The organism is Burkholderia sp. Ax-1724 (genome assembly GCF_011752995.1).
Taxonomy (GTDB): Bacteria; Pseudomonadota; Gammaproteobacteria; order Burkholderiales; family Burkholderiaceae; genus Paraburkholderia.
Map to the genome: position 1 here is coordinate 18,174 of NZ_VWWL01000026.1, position 16,283 is coordinate 34,456.

Here is a 16,283-nt window from a genome sequence, read left to right on the forward strand (position 1 = left end):
AGCCCGCATGATCCGCGTTCCATTCCATCGTCGTTCGCGTCGTCTTTCGCCTCGCCGTTTCGCCGCGTCGATGACGGCAACCGTTGCCGCCGCGGCCGTACTTGCCGGCGCCTACAGCCTGCCTGCCCGCGCGGTGCTGGCCGACCCGGCTCACGTCTACAACCCGCATCTGCGCCCCGTGTCGCGCATCGCCGACACGCGGATGCCGGTCGACCTACCCGGCACGCCGGCCGGCCGGGCGGAATTTCCGCTCTATCTGTCGCTCGACTGGAACCAGCCGCAGCCGCAGGTGACGCGAGCCGTGATCGTCATTCACGGCAAGCTGCGCAACGCCTACACCTATTTCCGCAGCGCGGAGAAGGCGCGCGAGGCGGCGCGGGAGAGCGGCGCGAATGTCGACGGCACGCTGCTGATCGCGCCGCAATTTCTCGCCACGCTCGATTTCGGCATGCGCGACGAACCCGCCGATCTGCTGCGCTGGGACCAGAACGGCTGGATGGCCGGCGACAACGCCGTGGCTCCGGCGCCGCTCAGCTCCTATGCGGTGCTCGATGCGATTGTCGAGCGCCTCGCCGACCGCACGCGCTTTCCGAACCTGCGGCACGTGGTCTTCGCCGGCCACTCGGGCGGCGGCCAGGTGGTGCAGCGCTATGCCGTGGCCGCGCGCGAATCGGGCTTGCTCGCGAAGGAGAACATCGACGTGCGCTATGTGATTTCGAGTCCGTCGTCGTATGCCTATTTCGATGCCGAGCGGCCCGATGCCGACGGCAAGCCGGCGCCCTTCGGCAACGCGGCGGCCTGTCCCGCGTTCAACGACTGGAAGTACGGCATGGAAAAGCGTCCCGCCTATCTGAGCGAGCGCACCGCCGCGCAACTCGAAGCGACTTATGCGACGCGGCGCGTCTACTACCTCGTCGGCGGCGACGATAACGATCCGCAACAGAAGGCGCTCGACCAGAGCTGTTCGGCCGAGGCCCAGGGGCCTCAGCGCGTCGCGCGCGCCGAAGGGTATTTTCGCTATTTGCAGATGCGCCATCCGCAGGGCCTGAACCAGAGCTTCCACGTGGTGCCCGGCGTGGGCCATGACGGCGCGCGCATGCTCGGTTCGGTCTGCGCGTTGGCGGCCATCTACGATACGCCGGGGTGCAAGCCATGAGCGCCGCCAGCAATGAAGCCGGCATCGCATCGGCGGGCACGGCGTCGGGCAGCGGCGCCGCACCCATGTCGCGGGCCATGGTGCGGCGGGCCATCTTCGCGTCGGTGCTCGGCAACGGTCTCGAATGGTTCGACTTCCTGATTTACGGCTATTTCTCGAAGATCATCGCCCAGGTGTTCTTTCCGACCGGCACCGGCTATCTGTCGCTGATGCTGACCTTCGCCACCTTCGCGATCGGCTTTTGCGTGCGGCCGCTCGGCGGCATCCTGCTGGGCATGTATGCGGACCGTGTGGGGCGCAGCCGGGCGCTCTCGCTGCTGATTATCTCGATGGCGAGCAGCACCTTGCTGATGGGGCTGACGCCAGGCTACGCCCGCATCGGCCTTGCCGCGCCGGCGCTGGTCGTTCTGGCACGCGTGCTGCAGGGGCTTTCGGTGGGCGGCCAGTTCGCGACCGCGTCGGCCATGCTGGTCGAGTACGCGCCGCCGGGCCGCAAGATGTTCTACGGCAGCTTCAACATGTCGGCCCAGGCGTTTGCGCTGCTGCTGTCTTCGGGGGCCGGCTATCTGTTGACTTCCTGGCTGAGCCATGAGCAACTGGTGGCATGGGGTTGGCGTGTGCCCTTTCTGTGCGGTGTGCTGGCCGGACCGATCGGTTTCTATATCCGCCATCACGTGGCCGAATCGCCGGAGTTCCAGCAGTTGCGCGAGAACGGAGCGCCGCCGCCGCGCGTCTCGTTGCGGCAGTTCTTCCGCAACAACGGCCGCGCCGCGATTTGCGCGATGGGGGTGATCGCGGTGGGCGCCGCCACCAACTACGTGTGGCATTCGTACCTGGCCGTCTATGTCGAGCGGCAGTTGCATCTGCCGCTGGCGGTGGCGTTGCGCGGAGCGTTCCTTAGCGGCGTGCTGAACCTGTTCCTGTTTCCGCTGTCCGGGCGACTCGCTGACCGCTACGGCCCCTACCGGCTGTTCTATCCGGTCACCATCGCGTGGATGCTCTGCGCGTGGCCGCTGTTCGCCTTCGTGGTCTCGGCGCCTTCGGCCGAGCGTTTGCTGTTCGCCCAGATCGTGTCGACGGTCTTTCTCGCGGCGATGTCGGGCGCGCATCCCGGCATGCTGGCGATGCTCTTCCCGGTGCGCAGCCGCTCGTCCGGCGTGGCGCTGTCGTACAACGTCGCGGTCACGCTGTTCGGCGGCCTCGCGCCGCTAACCGTGACCTGGCTCACGCGGCTCACCGGCAGCAGCCTGACGCCCGCGTTCTATCTGATCTTTGCCGGCTTCGTCTCGCTTGCGCTGGTCTACGGGGCCCGGCGCGGCCCGTACGGCGCCAGGCTCGGCGAACCGGACAGCCTGACCGCTTCGGCGGCCAAAAGGAGCCCTCCTGCATGACCGAGTTTTTGTCCGCGAACGACGAGCGCGCGCCCAACGAACGACCTGTTAGCGTCGTCGCTCCCCAGCACCTGACCGTCGAGGCGAGGGGCGGCAGCGGCACGGTGCCGCTGTTTGCGACCGGCGAATGGAATGCGCCGCAGCCGGGTGTCGAGCGCGCGGTGATTCTGATTCACGGCCGTTTGCGCAACGCGGATGCGTATTTCCAGCTGGCGCATCGCGCACGGACGCGCGCGGGCCGCAATTCGGTGGACACGCTGCTGATCGTGCCGCAATTCCTCGCTGCCGCCGACGTCGACGCACACCATCTGCCGGCGTCCACGTTGCGCTGGGAGTGGATCGACTGGATGGGCGGCGGCACGGCGCTGGCGCCAGCCCCGCTCAGTTCCTTCGACGTACTCGACACGGTGCTGGCCCAACTGGCCGACCCGCGGAAGTTTCCGGACTTGCGCGAAGTCGTGGTTGCCGGCCACTCGGGTGGCGGCCAGGTGGTACAGCGCTACGCGGTGCTGGTGCGCGGCGACGCGGCCCTCGCCGGGCGCGGCGTGGCGCTGCGCTATGTGATCGCCAATCCGTCGTCCTATGTGTACTTCGATACGCAGCGCCCGCTCGGCACGAGCTGCTTCGCCCGCTACGACGAGGCGCATTGCGCCGGCTTCAACCGCTGGAAATACGGCCTCGACGAACTGCCGGCCTATGCCCGCGACGGCAACGCGCTGCCGGATGCCGCCGCGCTGGAAGCCGCCTATGTGCATCGCGACGTGACCTTGCTGCTGGGCGCTAACGACTGCGATCCGGCACACCCGGCACTGGACCGCTCCTGTGCCGCGCTCGCCCAGGGACCGCATCGCCTCGCGCGCGGCCGCGCCTATACGCGCTACATGGGCGAGCGGCACCCGCAGGGTTTCGCTCACCGCACGATCGAGATCGACGGCGCGGGGCACGACGCCGACGCGGTATTCGGCTCGCCTGCCGGGCTGGCGGCATTGTTTGGGGAACCGGTTCGAGGGGCCTGAGGGTCGCTACTTGAGAGGCGCTGCTTGAGAGGCGCTGCTTGAGAGGCGCGGCGAAGTGCGTGGTGATGCACATGTCCGAATCCGGCCAGAGTCGTCGCCGCGCTTCCGCTACAGTCGAGTCATGACCGTCCCCGTCAACCCGATTCCGGCGCCATGAACCTTATCGAACTCTTTCTGCTTGCGGCAATCTGGGGCGCTTCATTTCTGTTCATGCGCGTCGCGACGCCCGAATTCGGGCCGATTGCCTTGATCGCGCTTCGGGTCGGCATTGCCGCGCTGGTTTTGATACCGGCATTGCGTGCCGCCGAAGCACGTCAGCAATTTCGTGCGAGATGGTGGCCGTTGTTTATCGTCGGCCTGACCAATTCCGCGATTCCGTTTTGCCTGCTTGCTTATTCGACGCTGTATCTGAACGCCGGGCTCGATTCGGTACTGAACGCGACCACACCGCTGTGGGCCGCATTGATCGCCGCCACGCTGTTCCAGTCTCCGATGATGCGCGGGCAGCTTCCCGGTTTGTTGCTGGGCCTCATCGGCGTCGTGATTCTGGTGTGGGACACGCTCAGTGCGGGCATCCAGGGCGCCACGCCGGCGATTGCCGCGGCGCTGCTCGCAACCTTGTTCTACGGCTTTGCCGTCAACTACTCCAAACGTCGCCTCGCGGGTATTCGGCCGCTTGTCGTGGCTTTCGGCAGCCAGTTCTTCGCCTCGATCGTATTGATTCCTCTGGCGCTGCTGTCATGGCCGCGGCATTCGGTCATGCCGCTGACGTGGCTGTGCGTGGCCGCGCTGGGCATGCTTTGCACGGGCTTTGCCTACGTGCTGTTTTTCCGGCTGGTCGAGCATGTCGGGGCGGCCTATGCGGCGTCGGTGACGTTTCTGATTCCGCTCTTCGGCGTGGCGTGGGGCGCGTTGTTTCTCGACGAGAAGATTACGCCGAGGATACTCATCGGCTGTGTGATCATTCTCGTGGGTACTGCGCTCGCGACAAGGAAGCTTCGGCTGGCTTGGTGCGTAGTACGTAAGCGTGCGTTTCGAGCGTGTCCGGCTGATCGCCCTGGTTCGCGCGCTCCCGGCGCAATCGCATCGCACTTGCCGTGCGGAGACACCTTCATGTCGGAGCAGAACAACGCGAGTACCTTGAGGCCATTCGCCTATGTCCTCGCAGTCCAGGACCTCGACCGTAGCGCGGCGTATTTCCGTGACGTGCTCGGCTTTCGCGAGGAATGGGCCGACGCATCCGACTGGCGTCTCGTGTCGAGAGGGCAGGTGCGGATCATGCTCGGCTCATGTCCAGGCGCGCTAGCGCCGTCCGCGATCGGCGATCACAGCTACTTCGGTTACATGGAAGTCGACGACGTGGACGCTCTCCATGAAGAACTCGTGCAAAAAGGCGCGCGTATTCTTCAGCCGCCGATGGACCGTCCGTACGCCATGCGTGAATTCGTCGTCGCGACACCCGAGGGACACCGCTTCGTGATCGGGCAAACGCTCGCGCGGAATTAGACGCGCGTAAGACGTATCTACGGGTTTCTCCTGGTCTTCGCGGTGTCGATCTCCGCAGCGCCGGCTCGTCGTGAGAGTATGTTCAACCCCTCTCGTGAAAGGCGAACTCATCATGGCTACCGGAACCGTTAAATTCCATCGCGTCTTGCGCTCGACGCCCGAACGGATCTATCGCGCGTTTCTCGAACCCGATGCGATAGCGAAGTGGCTTCCACCGTACGGATTCACGTGTCAGGTTCATCACATGGATGCGCGGGTCGGCGGCACGTACAAGATGTCTTTCCGCAATTTCGGCTCGGGCAACGGCCACTCGTTCGGCGGCGAGTATGTCGAGCTGGTGCCGTTCGAGAAGATTCGCTACTCCGATCGTTTCGACGATCCGAATCTGCCCGGCGAGATGAACACGACGATTTCGTTGCGGCAGGTGTTGTGCGGCACCGAAGTCAACATCGTGCAGGAAGGTATTCCCGAGGTTATTCCCACCGAGATGTGCTACCTCGGCTGGCAGGAGTCGCTGGCGCAACTGGCGAAGCTGGTTGAGCCGGAGATTCCTGATTGATGTTGTCTGCAGGTATCAGGTGCTGTTCTACTGGTCGCGGTAGATGACGCGGTTCTATTTGTTTTCGTCGATAGGCTATATGAGGACTACTGCACTGCTGTGTCGCGCGGCGGCTTATCGCTAATCGCACAAAGAAGTCTGAAAAATCATCCTGCGCCCATTCCATACCCCTGTGCCTGGCGGCTAATGTGGCTGCCTGAATAACGACAGGGGTATGTGAATGTCAAATGAGGACTCGAGTGGCGTGAGTGTCGTACTGAGTGCACCTCAACTGGCGGCAGTTCTGGCTCGCCAGTCGATCAGCTAGGCGGAGATGCTCTCCAATCGGCTCTGGGGCGGACTTCAGATCGTCGGTGGCGCATTGGAAATGGTCGGGGCGGGAGCGCTATGCGTGCTGCCGGAGCCGACAATGGCAAGTAAGGCCGGATGTATTGTGTTCGGTGTGCATGATTCAGACACGGCAGCGGCAGGTTTGCGGCAAGCCTGGACTGGTCAGGATACGGCACGCTGACTCAACGAGGTACGGCGAAGCTGCCTACACAGACCAGCGTGCCGCCCAACTGCAGGACGGAATCAATTCGACCGCGCGCTATGCGTATGCCGGCATTGTCGCGGCGACGGCCTTGACCATGATTCCCGAAGTCGATCCGGGCAAGACGCTTTCATTGGGAGTGGGCACCGCCGGCTATCGGGGATATCAGGCCGTTGCCATTGGCGGAACGGCTCGCATTTCCGAGAGCATCAAGGTCAAGGCCGGCTTTGGCACCAGCGCGGCGGGGACGACAGTTGGCGTGGGGGCGGCGATGCAGTGGTGAGCGGCGTCCATTAATCGGATCACAAGCCAGGCCCGGTGCACCAGTCGACGCGCAGCAAGGGTTGCACGTCGACTGGCGTTGCGAGTTTTTCCGGGCATCGGCAAGCGTGTCGATTTTTCACGGATTCTTGCGAGCTTGTCTGCGTGAGAGATCGAAGCCGATCGAGGCCGTCAGCAGTGCGTCGCATTCGGTCGCGGCATGGGCCTGATCTGAGAGAGCCAGGCTCGGTGCAGATCGCCCCTGACGACACATGGCATACCAGTCGAACAGTGAAGGGCATCTATGGGGGGCAAGAGACGCTTACTTTTTAACGCAACTAACGGTCAAGCCCGCTATGCGTCAACCTCAAACTTCCCCATCCAACCCCAAGCTTGCAAAGAAGATTGCGAAGAAAGCGGGCCCCCCCAGATTGCACAGACCGCGCGCCGACGCGTGCATGCGTCAGCATTCGGGGATACAGCGCACGGTCGCCGTCGAGCCCTCGCTGGTCCCACGCGCCACTACGCGTAAAACGCCGACGGCACGACCCCGAAGTGCCGTTTGAACATCGCGGCGAACGCACTCTGGCTCGTGTAGCCGTGATTCATCGCGACTGCGATGATCTTCTCTCCATGAGCGAGGTGCTTCAACGCGAGCAGCAGACGCGCCTGCTGACGCCAGCGTCCGAACGTGATACCGGTTTCGCGCTGAAACCAGCGCTGAAAAGTCTTCTCCGATACGTCGAGCGTGCGTGCCCATGCGCCGATCGTGCGGTTGTCGTCGGGGGCGGCGAGCAGACTGTCGCAGACTTCACGCAGCCGACGCTCGGCGGGCCACGGCAAATAAAGCGGCAGCAACGGCACCGCATTCAACTCCGCGAGCAGCAACTGCATCAGATGATCGTCGCGCGAGCCTGCCGCGTAGTCGAGCGGTATGTCGATCGCCGCGAGAATCAGCTCGCGCAATAGCGGATGCACTTCGACCACGCAACTGCGCGCCGGCAGATGCGTGGCCGCGCCCGGCTCGACGAATACCGTGCGCATCTTCACGTCACCGCTCATCTGTACCGAATGGTCGACTTCCGGTTCGAGCCACACGCCGCGCGTCGGCGGCACGACCCACGAGCCGGTCGCCGATTCGACCTGCATGACGCCTTCGATTGCATACAGCAACTGCGCGCGCCGATGCCGGTGCGCGGCAATCACGGTGCCGTGCGGATACCAGGCCGCCATCGCCGAGACCGGCATCGGCGTGCTTTCGAACGGCACGTGAGCGTTGGGCGCGACAGGCGTGTCGGTCGCGCCGCGCGCATCGGAATGGGTTCGCGTGTTCATTCGTGCTGGCAACAGGGTATGGAAACAGGCAGATGGATGCGCGGTCGAGTGCGCTTTCGATCGCCCGCGTGATCTCTCATTTGACTGCTTATTTGACCGCTCACTTGACCGTTTCACGACAGGTAAAGACTTTTTGACGTGAGACAGCCGCGAGGCCGCGGGCGCACGATGGTACTTCACCCTGAAGCCGTGCGCGAGCCGCGTCCACGAGCGATCAACGCACCGCTTCGATCCCGTCTCAACGATATCAATCAACGACATCAAAGCAGAGCAAGACATGAAGAGATCGTATTTCCTGTTTCCGTTTGTGGCAATCCTGCTGTGGGCCGGCAACGTGATCGTGTCGAAGCTGTCGGCGCACACGATCGACCCGTCGGCGATCACGTTTTACCGTTTGCTGCTGGCCGTCGCGCTGATGAGCGTATTTATGCTGAAGCCGGCGTGGCGCAACCGCGCGGCGATCGTGCCGCAACTGCCGAAACTCGCGGTGCTCGGCTTTCTCGCGATGGCGCTGTTCCAGAGCCTGTCGTACGAAGCGGCGAAAACCACCACCGCGACCAACATGTCGATCATCACCGCGCTCGTACCGCTGATGACGATGGTCGCGAGTACGGTGCTGCTCGGCGAAACGCCGACGTCCGGTATGGTCGGCGGCGGAATGCTGTCGTTGCTCGGCGTGGTCTATCTGATTACGCAAGGCAATCCGGCGACGCTGCTCGCGAACGGCGTGCATCTCGGCGATCTGCTGATGATCTTCGCAGCGCTCGCCTACGCGCTGTATGGCGTGCTGCTCAAGCGCTGGCACGTCGGTCTGCCGACCTGGCAATCGACGTACCTGCAGGCGCTGTTCGCGCTCGTCTTCATGCTGCCGATGCTGCTGTGCCTGCCGGCCGCCGAAGCGTTGCCGACGCGCGCGAGCGTGCCGCTGATCCTGTATGCGGGCGTGCTCGCTTCGGTCGTGCTTCCGTATCTGTGGATGCAGGGCGTCAGGCATCTCGGCCCGAACCGTTGCGCGTTGTTCATGAACGTGCTGCCGATTGCTACCGCGCTGATCGCGATCGTGTTGCTCGGCGAAAACCTGCATCTTTATCACCTGCTCGGCGGCGGTACTGCCTTGCTCGGTGTGGGCGTTGCGCAGGGGCTCGGCCGCTCTGTGCTGCGCCGGTCGGCCGTCGTGCGGGAGTGATGCGTTCGGGCTTCACGCGAGTGGTCGATGGCGCGAAACGTGTTGAATCGACCACTCGCCCTGTACGAGCCCGGTTAGACGGATCGCTTCGTTCTCGCTTCGTCGGCGCGCCAGAGCCAGGTCTTAATCCCGTGGGACCACGTCAGTACCGTCAATAGACGAGTACGGTGCGCAAGTCCCGCCTCACTGCCCGCCCGAATTGCTGGAACGCAGGATACTGGGCGGGCTCGATCAGCGCGGTCGGCAGACTGATGTCGAGGTTGCGCGTAATGGTGACGGTCTGGCCGTCGGTCTGGTACGACGAGGTATAGGTGCCGAGCGGGGAGCGGATTTCGGCCGGGCGTGGCAGCCTTGGCACCGTGATGCCCTCCGGCAGCGTAATGGTCGTGGTTTCCGTCACGTGGCGTCCGGGGAACGGCATCGCGAAGTCGCGCGTGTCGACCATGATCGTCTCGAACGCGGTACTGATTCCGGAAAAACTGCCGAGGCCGAGCGGCACCTGAAAAGCGCCCGGGCCCGGTAGCTGCGCATAATCCGGCAACGTGAAGCGCGTTTCGTATTGGAACGGTTTGCGCAAATCGAGCAAATCGCCGTGCAGATAGGTACCGTAGCCGTCCTGCCCCGTTAGCGTAAGCATGCGTGCGGCAAATTGCGACTCGGTGCCGGGCGGCAACGGGGTCAATATCCGGCGCGCCGCCCAGTCGAACGTACCGGTGTTGTCGATCCGGCTCGTTCCGGAGCCGTTGCCTTGCGCGTCGAGCGAAATCTTCGTGGTGACCTGCACACGTCCGGTGTCGGGCGTCGACAGCGGCAGCGTGATGACGTGGGCCGCGCCTGTACCATCATCCGTCAGGAGTGCCTGTTTGCCGAGTTCGGAACCCGGCAGCACGCCGAAGCGGGCAACTTCCGCGGTCGAATCGGCGAACAGTTTGAAGGCCGGCAAGTACGTGATCGCGTGATTGAATACCGCGAGCGGATCGGCAACGCCTGGCAGCCAGTACATCGTGCCGAGATTGACGAGCACCGGCGCGCTGGCAATGCCTTTCGCCGCAAGCAGCGCCTCCAGCAACGTCACGTGGTCCTTGCAGTCGCCATAGGCGGACGCGAGAATCGCATCCGCTTCGTGAGGTACGATGCTGCCCGTGCCGAGATTGATCGCGACGTAGCGAATGTGCGTGCTGACCCAGTCGTACAGAATTTCCGCCTGACGTCGCGGATCGTCGACACCTTGCGTGAGACGGTCGGCAAGGGATCGGATCGCCGGTGTGACAGCCGACTTCGGACGCGCACGCTCCAGATAGGCGGCGCCGGCAGCCGCGAAGTCCGGGAAGGTCGTCATCACTACACGCGGACTGTAGTCGAGGTTGCTGACCGAACCGAACTCGGGCGGATGCGCGGGACGATTCGTCAGCGTCCATTGCCACACTTGCCGGTCAGGCTGGTTGGTGTCGATCCGCCCGCCATCGAGCCCGATCGCGTCCGCGTGAAGCGCCATCGACGCCGGGGCATGCACGGTCAACCGCATCGAATCTCGCTGAATCGCGTTGCTGAAGTACTCGCTCATCGAGAACTGGCCGGGGAACAGCGGCTTGTTCCGGGTCAACTCGTAGCGCAGCGTCAGCACGGTGCCGACCGCGACGCCGGGAAATACGATGACCTTGACCTCGTCGTCGTCGAACATCGGCGCGCCTGCGCTTTTCGGGCTTTGTTGCGTCAATATCCTGTCCGGCGTGACATCGAGACGCACGCCATCTTTCGTCGTGGTGTAGGCCTCCTCGACCTTCAGATTCTGCTGCGATTCGCTGTAACGCAGCGAAATCTGCCCGCTCTGCGCGACACCCTGCTCGGTATTGATCCGCACGCGTCTCGCAACGGTCCGCGTACTGGCGCCGTTCTCGCTGATGTCATACACGATGTCATCGGAGAGGTTCGTGATGTTCGACTGAAAGCCCGCCATCGCGGCGGCACAATGAGTCGCGAGCAATACGACCGTACACAGGGAAGGGATCAGTCCGCGCATGGAATTCCTGTCTCGCAACGTGTTAGAAAAGGTGCCGTGGCCGGTTGGGTGCGACGACGGTTCGCGTGTGATTTTTCCGGCCCGGCTAATGACTGCGCATCGAACATACTGGTATCGTTTTTAACGATTTCCTTTCTGTATATTTAACATTGCATGGATAATTTCCATGTTTGATGCATTGAATTTGTATTAATAAATGGTTGGGAGATTGATTGCACTGGAAAGGCGAATGGATTTCATCGAATCAGCTGGTTTTTACGGATCGTAACGCCTTATTTAAGCCGGAAATGCTTGCATTTTCGGTTTATTTTAGCAGTCGCCGGATATGTGTCAAGAAAATGAAGATCGGTTTTATTGTGGCGTTTTTCTGAAGGATTAAATGATTTTAAGTAAATATTTTTTAGATGGTATTTATGTATTTTTTAATATTAATTCGTGTGGGTTTATCAGGTAACTTCTGGGAAATCCGGCAGTCGGTATGATTTCCCGCGAGGCAGAGGCTGGTGGCGCGTTTGAGCCTCTCGATCTGGTTGACGACTCTTCCATTCCAGCACGTCGATGCCGCAGCAGTTCCGTTTGCGCACTGTGACTTTTTGGAACATCAGTGTGAGCGATAGGAAGTGTTCAACGCAGGCTGTGCGCGCCAAACTCTGCGCACCTATCCGCTGTCTTGAAGCCAGATTGACGTAGGGGACACCGGAAGAGCGATAACCGCCTCAAAGGAGACAATGTGTCAGACACCCTATCCACAGCCGAGGCAACGGAGGCCTCGACCAGAGCGTATCTTCGAAGTCGCATCGCCGGGTGTATCGGGCATGCCATCGAATGGTTCGATTTCTCGATATACGCCAATCTCGCCATTTTCTTCGGCGCGCAACTTTTTCCCGCCGACAACCAGAGCTCCGCGCTTCTGGCCGCTTTCGGCGTATATGCACTCGGATTCGTGATGCGGCCAGTCGGCGGATGGCTGCTCGGTGTCGTCGCCGACCGTTACGGCCGTAAAACGGCGCTCACCGTGTCCGTCACGTCAATGGCCTTCGGTTCGCTCATGATTGCCGTCTTGCCGACGTACGCGACGATTGGACTTGCCGCACCGCTCATCGCAACGGTCGCGCGTTTGTTGCAGGGCTTGTCGGTGGGCGGCGAATTTGCCGCGGCCTGTTCTTTCCTCGCCGAGACAGCGCCGCCTGATAGACGCGGTTATCACGGCAGCTTCCTGTTTTTCGGCACCGGGATCGGACTTATTCTGGCATCAGGCATTACCTGGGCGCTGACGCAGTCGCTGAGCCATGACCAGATGGCGAGCTTCGGATGGCGCATACCGTTCGTTATCGGCGCCGCCGGAGGTCTGTTCGGATACTGGCTGCGTACCCGGGTCGCCGAAACGGAAGCGTTTACGAAAGCCGCGGAACAGCAGAACCAGCAAACCAGCGGTTCGATCCGGGCTCTGCTCGCCGATCATCGGCGCGAAGTGCTGACGCTGATCGGTACCAGCATTCTTGGCGCTTTCGCCTTCTATCTCTTCATCGTCTACGTTCCCGTGTATGCGATTCACCGCTCGGGTGCGCTGCCCGCGACCGCCTACGCGGCCAGTACCTGGAGCCTCATCGCGTTCACGGTGGTTCAACCGCTGTTTGGCATGCTCTCGGACCGGTTCGGCCGCCGCCCTCAACTGATCGTGATGGCCGCAGCGTACACGGTGTTTCTCTATCCGGTCGTACTGTCGGTCGGCGATACCTTCTGGTCCATTTTGCGCGTCGAACTGTTCGGCATGGTGCTCTATGCGCTGTACACGTCCATCGCACCGGCGGTAATGGCCGAGCTGTTCGACACCGACGTGCGGGCGCTGGGCATCGGCTTGCCGTTCAATCTCGTTGTCGCCGTGCTGGGTGGAACGACGCCGTATCTGATGACCTGGCTTCAGGAGCGCAGCCTGGAACGGTTCTTTCTGATCTACGTATGCGTGGGGTCGGCGATAAGCCTGGTCACCTACCTGGTAATGGCCGAAACCAACGGCAAGCGCATCGAGCGTTCGACGGTGGAGTCATGATCGCGGCGGCCTTCGAGCGACTGTCGCGACAGGCGAGGCAACAGACCGCGGCGAACGGGAGCCTCAGCTATGTGGACCTCGGCAAGGGCCAGCCGGTTGTCTTCGTTCACGGCGGGCACGGCGGCTGGTATCACTGGATAGTCAACATCGAGGCACTCGCGCAAGGGCGGCGAGTGATTGCCCCCGATCTTCCGGGCTTCGGCGCATCGTCGGCTCCCGCCGAAACTTTCTCGCTCGAAGTTGCCGGGCAACGTGTCTTCGATTTGCTGGACGAACTCGACGTCGGGCAGTTCGACCTCGTGGCATTCTCGTTCGGCAGTTGCGTTGCCGGATATATGGCGGCGAGCAGGCCTGAGCGGATTCGCACGCTCACACTGGTCAATCCCGCGGGCATGGGGCCGGTTTCGGCCTCACTGAGCCAGATTCAGAAAGAGGCTGCCGAGGTCGCTCGCAGTGTGGGCATGGAGGGCGGTGTGGAAGTCTCGCTGAAGAAAATCATGCTGTCGGATCCATCGCTGGTGACACCGGAACTCACGGCGCTCGCGGCGCGGCACGTTCGCGCAACCCGGGTTCTGACCCGGCCCATTGCCCGCAGCAATCCTACCCGGGCGCTTATCGAAAGAGTTCAGGCGCCGGTATGGCTGGTGCTCGGCTCGAAGGATCCGCATCAGGCTCACGAGGTGGCTGCGCGCGAGGGCTGGATTCACAGCCTTTCCGCAAGGAATCGTGCGTCGGTGCAAGCGGCCGCTCACTGGCTCCAGTACGAGCGCGCCGAGTGGTTCAACAGACATCTGAGCGAATTCATCTCCTAGCTCTTCACCGCTTTCATCGGGCGTAAGCCGATATTGCCCAACTCATCTCGGAACAGGCAGCCATGATACTGGAATCATTTGCAAAGTATGTTGAAGGGCAGGCGACAGCGGAGTTGACGCCGAACACGCTTCGCGCGGCCAAACGCGTGCTGATCGACTGGTTTTCAGCGCTATTGCCGGGTACTCAGGTCGCGCCCGGCATCCAGTTGTTGCAAGCGCATCGCGCCGAACTCGGACATGGACGATCGAGCCTGCCCGGCAACGAGACGACCGCGTTCGCGGCGACGGCAGCATGGCTCAACGGGAGCATCTCGCATGCGGTGGAATTCGACGACATTTTCCGCGACGCCATCTACCATCCAGGTTGCCCCACCATCGCGGCCGCTCTCGCACTCGCCGAGGATTCGCATGCCTCCGGTCTGCTGCTTCTGAAGTCGATCGTCGCGGGCTACGAGGTATCGACACGCATCGGAGCGGCGATCCAGCCGGCTCACTATCGGTTCTTCCACACCACCGGAACGGTCGGCTGCTTTGGCGCGGCAGCCGCGGGTGTTCTCCTGACCTCTCCCGGCGACGCTCAGGCGGCGTTGCACGCCATGGCCACATCGGCGACGTTTGCGTCGGGTCTGCAGCAGGCTTTCAGGTCCGATGCGATGACCAAGGCGCTTCACGCGGGACATGCGGCCTGGGTCGGCGTGACGTCGGCGCAAGGCGCGTCGGCCGGCGTGACGGGCGTGGCCGACATTCTCGAAGGAAGCGCCGGATTCGGCGCCGCGCTTTGCGACTCGCCCGATTGGCGTTCGGTAACGGACGGACTGGGCGACGTATTCAACATCGAGCGCATCACCCAGAAGAACCATGGTTGCTGCGGCCACACATTCGCAGCTATCGACGCCTTGCTCGATGCGATGAAAACCAGCGGACTACGCTGGGAGCAAATTGCCCGGGTGGTCGTCAGAACATACGCGCCTGCTCTTGAAGTCGCGGGTATTCGTGAGCCGAAGTCGGCATTTGAAGCGCGCTTCAGCTTGCCCTACGTTCTGGCACATGCGGCGGTGTACGGCTCGGTCCGTCTGGAGGCTTTTTCGGACGAACGTCTGCGCGATGGTCACGTGCGGGAGTGGATGAAGAAGATCGAACTGGTCGCGGACCCGGAAATAACCCGGAATTTTCCGAGGATGCGTGCTGCCCGCGTCGAACTGACGTCCGTCGATGGCAAGACAGTCGAGGCATTCGCGCCTTACCGGCGCGGTGACCCCGAAGCGCCGCTCAGCGACGCGGACATCGACGACAAGTTCCGGGAACTCGCCGAGCCCGTGATCGGCTCGCAAGCCGCTCACGAACTTCTGGAAAAACTGTGGCGGATGGAAGAACTCGACGTATCGGATCTGAACCTGTCGAACCTGTTGCCGGCAGGATTCAAGCGAGACCGCGACGGTCGCTAGAAGTGTGTTCCACCGGGGCCGGCGTGATTCGCCAATCAACTGGGCCCCGGATACGTTTAGCCCGGCATCGATTGAATTTCAGAACGAAGCCATGCTCTGAACGCCTCGACCTTCCGGGAGTGTTTCCGGTTGTCTGGAACCAGCAGATAGTAAGCGAGCTCGCGGGTCACCGGCCGGTCAAAAGGCCGGACCAGAACGCCGGTGGTCAGGTCGTTCGCAAGCAGCCGCGTTTGGCCGATGACGATGCCCATCCCTTCGATTGCGGCCTGGTACGCAAGCAGGGAATTCTGAAATCCTCCTCGCTGACGGCTCACCAATCCTTCCAGGTCGCCGCGGCCCACCGCTCGCAGCCAGTCGAACCAGTCGTTGCGCCGGTATCGCGACTGAAGCAGCCGATGATTGGCCAGGTCGTCGATAGTGGCGAGAGCTGGGCCGTTCTTCAACAGTTCCGGACTGCATACCGGTTCGATGACGTCATCGAACAGACGTTCGCAGTTGATGCCGGGCCAGTTGCCGTCTCCGAACTGAATGGCCGCATCGACCTGAACTTCGCTGAAATTGATCTTCGCGACGGTCGTGCTGAGTTCGACCGGGATGTTCGGCTGTGCCTTCTCGAATCGATGCAGCCGATGCATGAGCCATTTTGCGGCGAACGTGTTGTAGACCGATAACCGTAGCGGCTCTCCCTCCACGCGGCCGACGATCGTCTCGGTCGCGCTCACGATGGACGCGAACGCCGGCCCAATCTGCTTGTAGTAAGCCGCTCCCACCTTCGTGAGCTTGACGCCTCTGGGTCCCCGGTCGAACAGACTCACGCCGAGATAGTTTTCGAGCGTGGCGAGTTGCCTGCTCACGGCCGAATGTGTCACGTACATCTCCGCGGCGGCACTCGTCAGACTGCCCAATCGGGCGACGGCTTCGAAGACGTGAAGAGGGTTCAGGGGCGGGACTGTCCGGGGCATGAGATGTTCCAAAAAGTCACAGAAACGTACCGTATGCGAAGTAGTGTGTCAA

The 16,283-nt window shown here is 62.3% G+C and carries 13 protein-coding genes and 2 pseudogenes; 12 read left to right on the plus strand and 3 right to left on the minus strand.

Annotation, left to right across the window (positions count from 1 at the left end; all coding sequences use genetic code 11):
* The first annotated feature begins 7 nt into the window (after window positions 1-7).
* The 8 genes and pseudogenes from F3J19_RS26810 to F3J19_RS26845 all read left to right on the plus strand — a co-directional run bounded on the left by F3J19_RS26810 (window position 8) and on the right by F3J19_RS26845 (window position 6,443).
* Window positions 8-1,156 (plus strand): alpha/beta hydrolase, encoded by a 1,149-nt coding sequence (locus F3J19_RS26810; protein ID WP_240159266.1) that lies wholly within the window; start codon window positions 8-10, stop codon window positions 1,154-1,156.
* Window positions 1,153-2,547, plus strand: a complete 1,395-nt coding sequence (locus tag F3J19_RS26815; protein WP_167048499.1) for an MFS transporter — start codon at window positions 1,153-1,155, stop codon at window positions 2,545-2,547. The genes F3J19_RS26810 and F3J19_RS26815 overlap by 4 nt, the downstream gene beginning before the upstream one ends.
* Window positions 2,544-3,563: an alpha/beta hydrolase gene (locus tag F3J19_RS26820; protein WP_167048501.1), complete on the plus strand. Its 1,020-nt coding sequence runs from the start codon at window positions 2,544-2,546 to the stop codon at window positions 3,561-3,563. The genes F3J19_RS26815 and F3J19_RS26820 overlap by 4 nt, the downstream gene beginning before the upstream one ends.
* Before the next feature lie 153 nt (window positions 3,564-3,716).
* Window positions 3,717-4,562, plus strand: a pseudogene (locus F3J19_RS32800) (DMT family transporter); the annotation flags it as partial.
* A gap of 114 nt (window positions 4,563-4,676) precedes the next feature.
* Window positions 4,677-5,069 carry a VOC family protein gene (locus F3J19_RS32805; protein ID WP_167048645.1) on the plus strand — a complete coding sequence of 131 codons (393 nt, stop codon included), beginning with the start codon at window positions 4,677-4,679 and terminating at the stop codon, window positions 5,067-5,069.
* Window positions 5,070-5,181: 112 nt separating this feature from the next.
* A complete protein-coding gene (locus F3J19_RS26835) occupies window positions 5,182-5,628 on the plus strand; it encodes an SRPBCC family protein (RefSeq protein WP_167048503.1) in 447 nt (148 codons plus the stop codon).
* Between the two features lie 313 nt (window positions 5,629-5,941).
* Window positions 5,942-6,162: pseudogene (locus F3J19_RS32810) on the plus strand (hypothetical protein); the annotation flags it as partial.
* A gap of 95 nt (window positions 6,163-6,257) precedes the next feature.
* On the plus strand, window positions 6,258-6,443 hold the full coding sequence (locus tag F3J19_RS26845; protein WP_275692082.1) for a YadA C-terminal domain-containing protein: 186 nt from the start codon (window positions 6,258-6,260) through the stop codon (window positions 6,441-6,443).
* A 500-nt stretch (window positions 6,444-6,943) separates the two neighbouring features.
* Here F3J19_RS26845 and F3J19_RS26850 read toward each other — a convergent pair whose 3' ends face one another.
* Entirely contained in the window at window positions 6,944-7,669 is a 726-nt protein-coding gene (locus tag F3J19_RS26850; RefSeq protein ID WP_167048647.1) for a helix-turn-helix transcriptional regulator, read from the minus strand.
* Between the two features lie 364 nt (window positions 7,670-8,033).
* Here F3J19_RS26850 and F3J19_RS26855 point away from each other — a divergent pair, with 364 nt between their 5' ends.
* Window positions 8,034-8,942, plus strand: coding sequence for a DMT family transporter (locus F3J19_RS26855; protein ID WP_167048507.1), 909 nt, complete (start codon window positions 8,034-8,036; stop codon window positions 8,940-8,942).
* 151 nt (window positions 8,943-9,093) lie between these two features.
* Here the strand turns inward: F3J19_RS26855 and F3J19_RS26860 are convergent, their stop codons facing one another.
* The gene (locus F3J19_RS26860) at window positions 9,094-10,962 is read right to left on the minus strand and encodes a DUF3857 domain-containing protein (RefSeq protein ID WP_240159268.1); all 1,869 of its coding nucleotides are present in this window, start codon (window positions 10,960-10,962) and stop codon (window positions 9,094-9,096) included.
* 730 nt (window positions 10,963-11,692) lie between these two features.
* Here F3J19_RS26860 and F3J19_RS26865 point away from each other — a divergent pair.
* From F3J19_RS26865 to F3J19_RS26875, 3 genes are all read left to right on the plus strand, one after another.
* On the plus strand, window positions 11,693-13,012 hold the full coding sequence (locus F3J19_RS26865; RefSeq protein ID WP_167048509.1) for an MFS transporter: 1,320 nt from the start codon (window positions 11,693-11,695) through the stop codon (window positions 13,010-13,012).
* On the plus strand, window positions 13,009-13,824 hold the full coding sequence (locus F3J19_RS26870) for an alpha/beta fold hydrolase (RefSeq protein WP_167048511.1): 816 nt from the start codon (window positions 13,009-13,011) through the stop codon (window positions 13,822-13,824). Before F3J19_RS26865 ends, F3J19_RS26870 begins: the two co-directional genes overlap by 4 nt.
* A 62-nt stretch (window positions 13,825-13,886) precedes the next feature.
* Window positions 13,887-15,269, plus strand: a complete 1,383-nt coding sequence (locus tag F3J19_RS26875; protein ID WP_167048513.1) for an MmgE/PrpD family protein — start codon at window positions 13,887-13,889, stop codon at window positions 15,267-15,269.
* A 56-nt stretch (window positions 15,270-15,325) separates the two neighbouring features.
* Here F3J19_RS26875 and gcvA read toward each other — a convergent pair whose 3' ends face one another.
* Window positions 15,326-16,231: a transcriptional regulator GcvA gene (gcvA, locus tag F3J19_RS26880; protein WP_167048515.1), complete on the minus strand. Its 906-nt coding sequence runs from the start codon at window positions 16,229-16,231 to the stop codon at window positions 15,326-15,328.
* Window positions 16,232-16,283: the final 52 nt, after the last annotated feature.

Coding starts and splice junctions, on each gene's coding strand:
- F3J19_RS26810 (WP_240159266.1), top strand. CDS start 8: ATGATCCGCGTTCCATTCCATCGTCGTTCGCGTCGTCTTTCGCCTCGC.
- F3J19_RS26815 (WP_167048499.1), top strand. CDS start 1,153: ATGAGCGCCGCCAGCAATGAAGCCGGCATCGCATCGGCGGGCACGGCG.
- F3J19_RS26820 (WP_167048501.1), top strand. CDS start 2,544: ATGACCGAGTTTTTGTCCGCGAACGACGAGCGCGCGCCCAACGAACGA.
- F3J19_RS32805 (WP_167048645.1), top strand. CDS start 4,677: ATGTCGGAGCAGAACAACGCGAGTACCTTGAGGCCATTCGCCTATGTC.
- F3J19_RS26835 (WP_167048503.1), top strand. CDS start 5,182: ATGGCTACCGGAACCGTTAAATTCCATCGCGTCTTGCGCTCGACGCCC.
- F3J19_RS26845 (WP_275692082.1), top strand. CDS start 6,258: ATGATTCCCGAAGTCGATCCGGGCAAGACGCTTTCATTGGGAGTGGGC.
- F3J19_RS26850 (WP_167048647.1), bottom strand. CDS start 7,669: ATGCCGGTCTCGGCGATGGCGGCCTGGTATCCGCACGGCACCGTGATT.
- F3J19_RS26855 (WP_167048507.1), top strand. CDS start 8,034: ATGAAGAGATCGTATTTCCTGTTTCCGTTTGTGGCAATCCTGCTGTGG.
- F3J19_RS26860 (WP_240159268.1), bottom strand. CDS start 10,962: ATGCGCGGACTGATCCCTTCCCTGTGTACGGTCGTATTGCTCGCGACT.
- F3J19_RS26870 (WP_167048511.1), top strand. CDS start 13,009: ATGATCGCGGCGGCCTTCGAGCGACTGTCGCGACAGGCGAGGCAACAG.
- F3J19_RS26875 (WP_167048513.1), top strand. CDS start 13,887: ATGATACTGGAATCATTTGCAAAGTATGTTGAAGGGCAGGCGACAGCG.
- gcvA (WP_167048515.1), bottom strand. CDS start 16,231: ATGCCCCGGACAGTCCCGCCCCTGAACCCTCTTCACGTCTTCGAAGCC.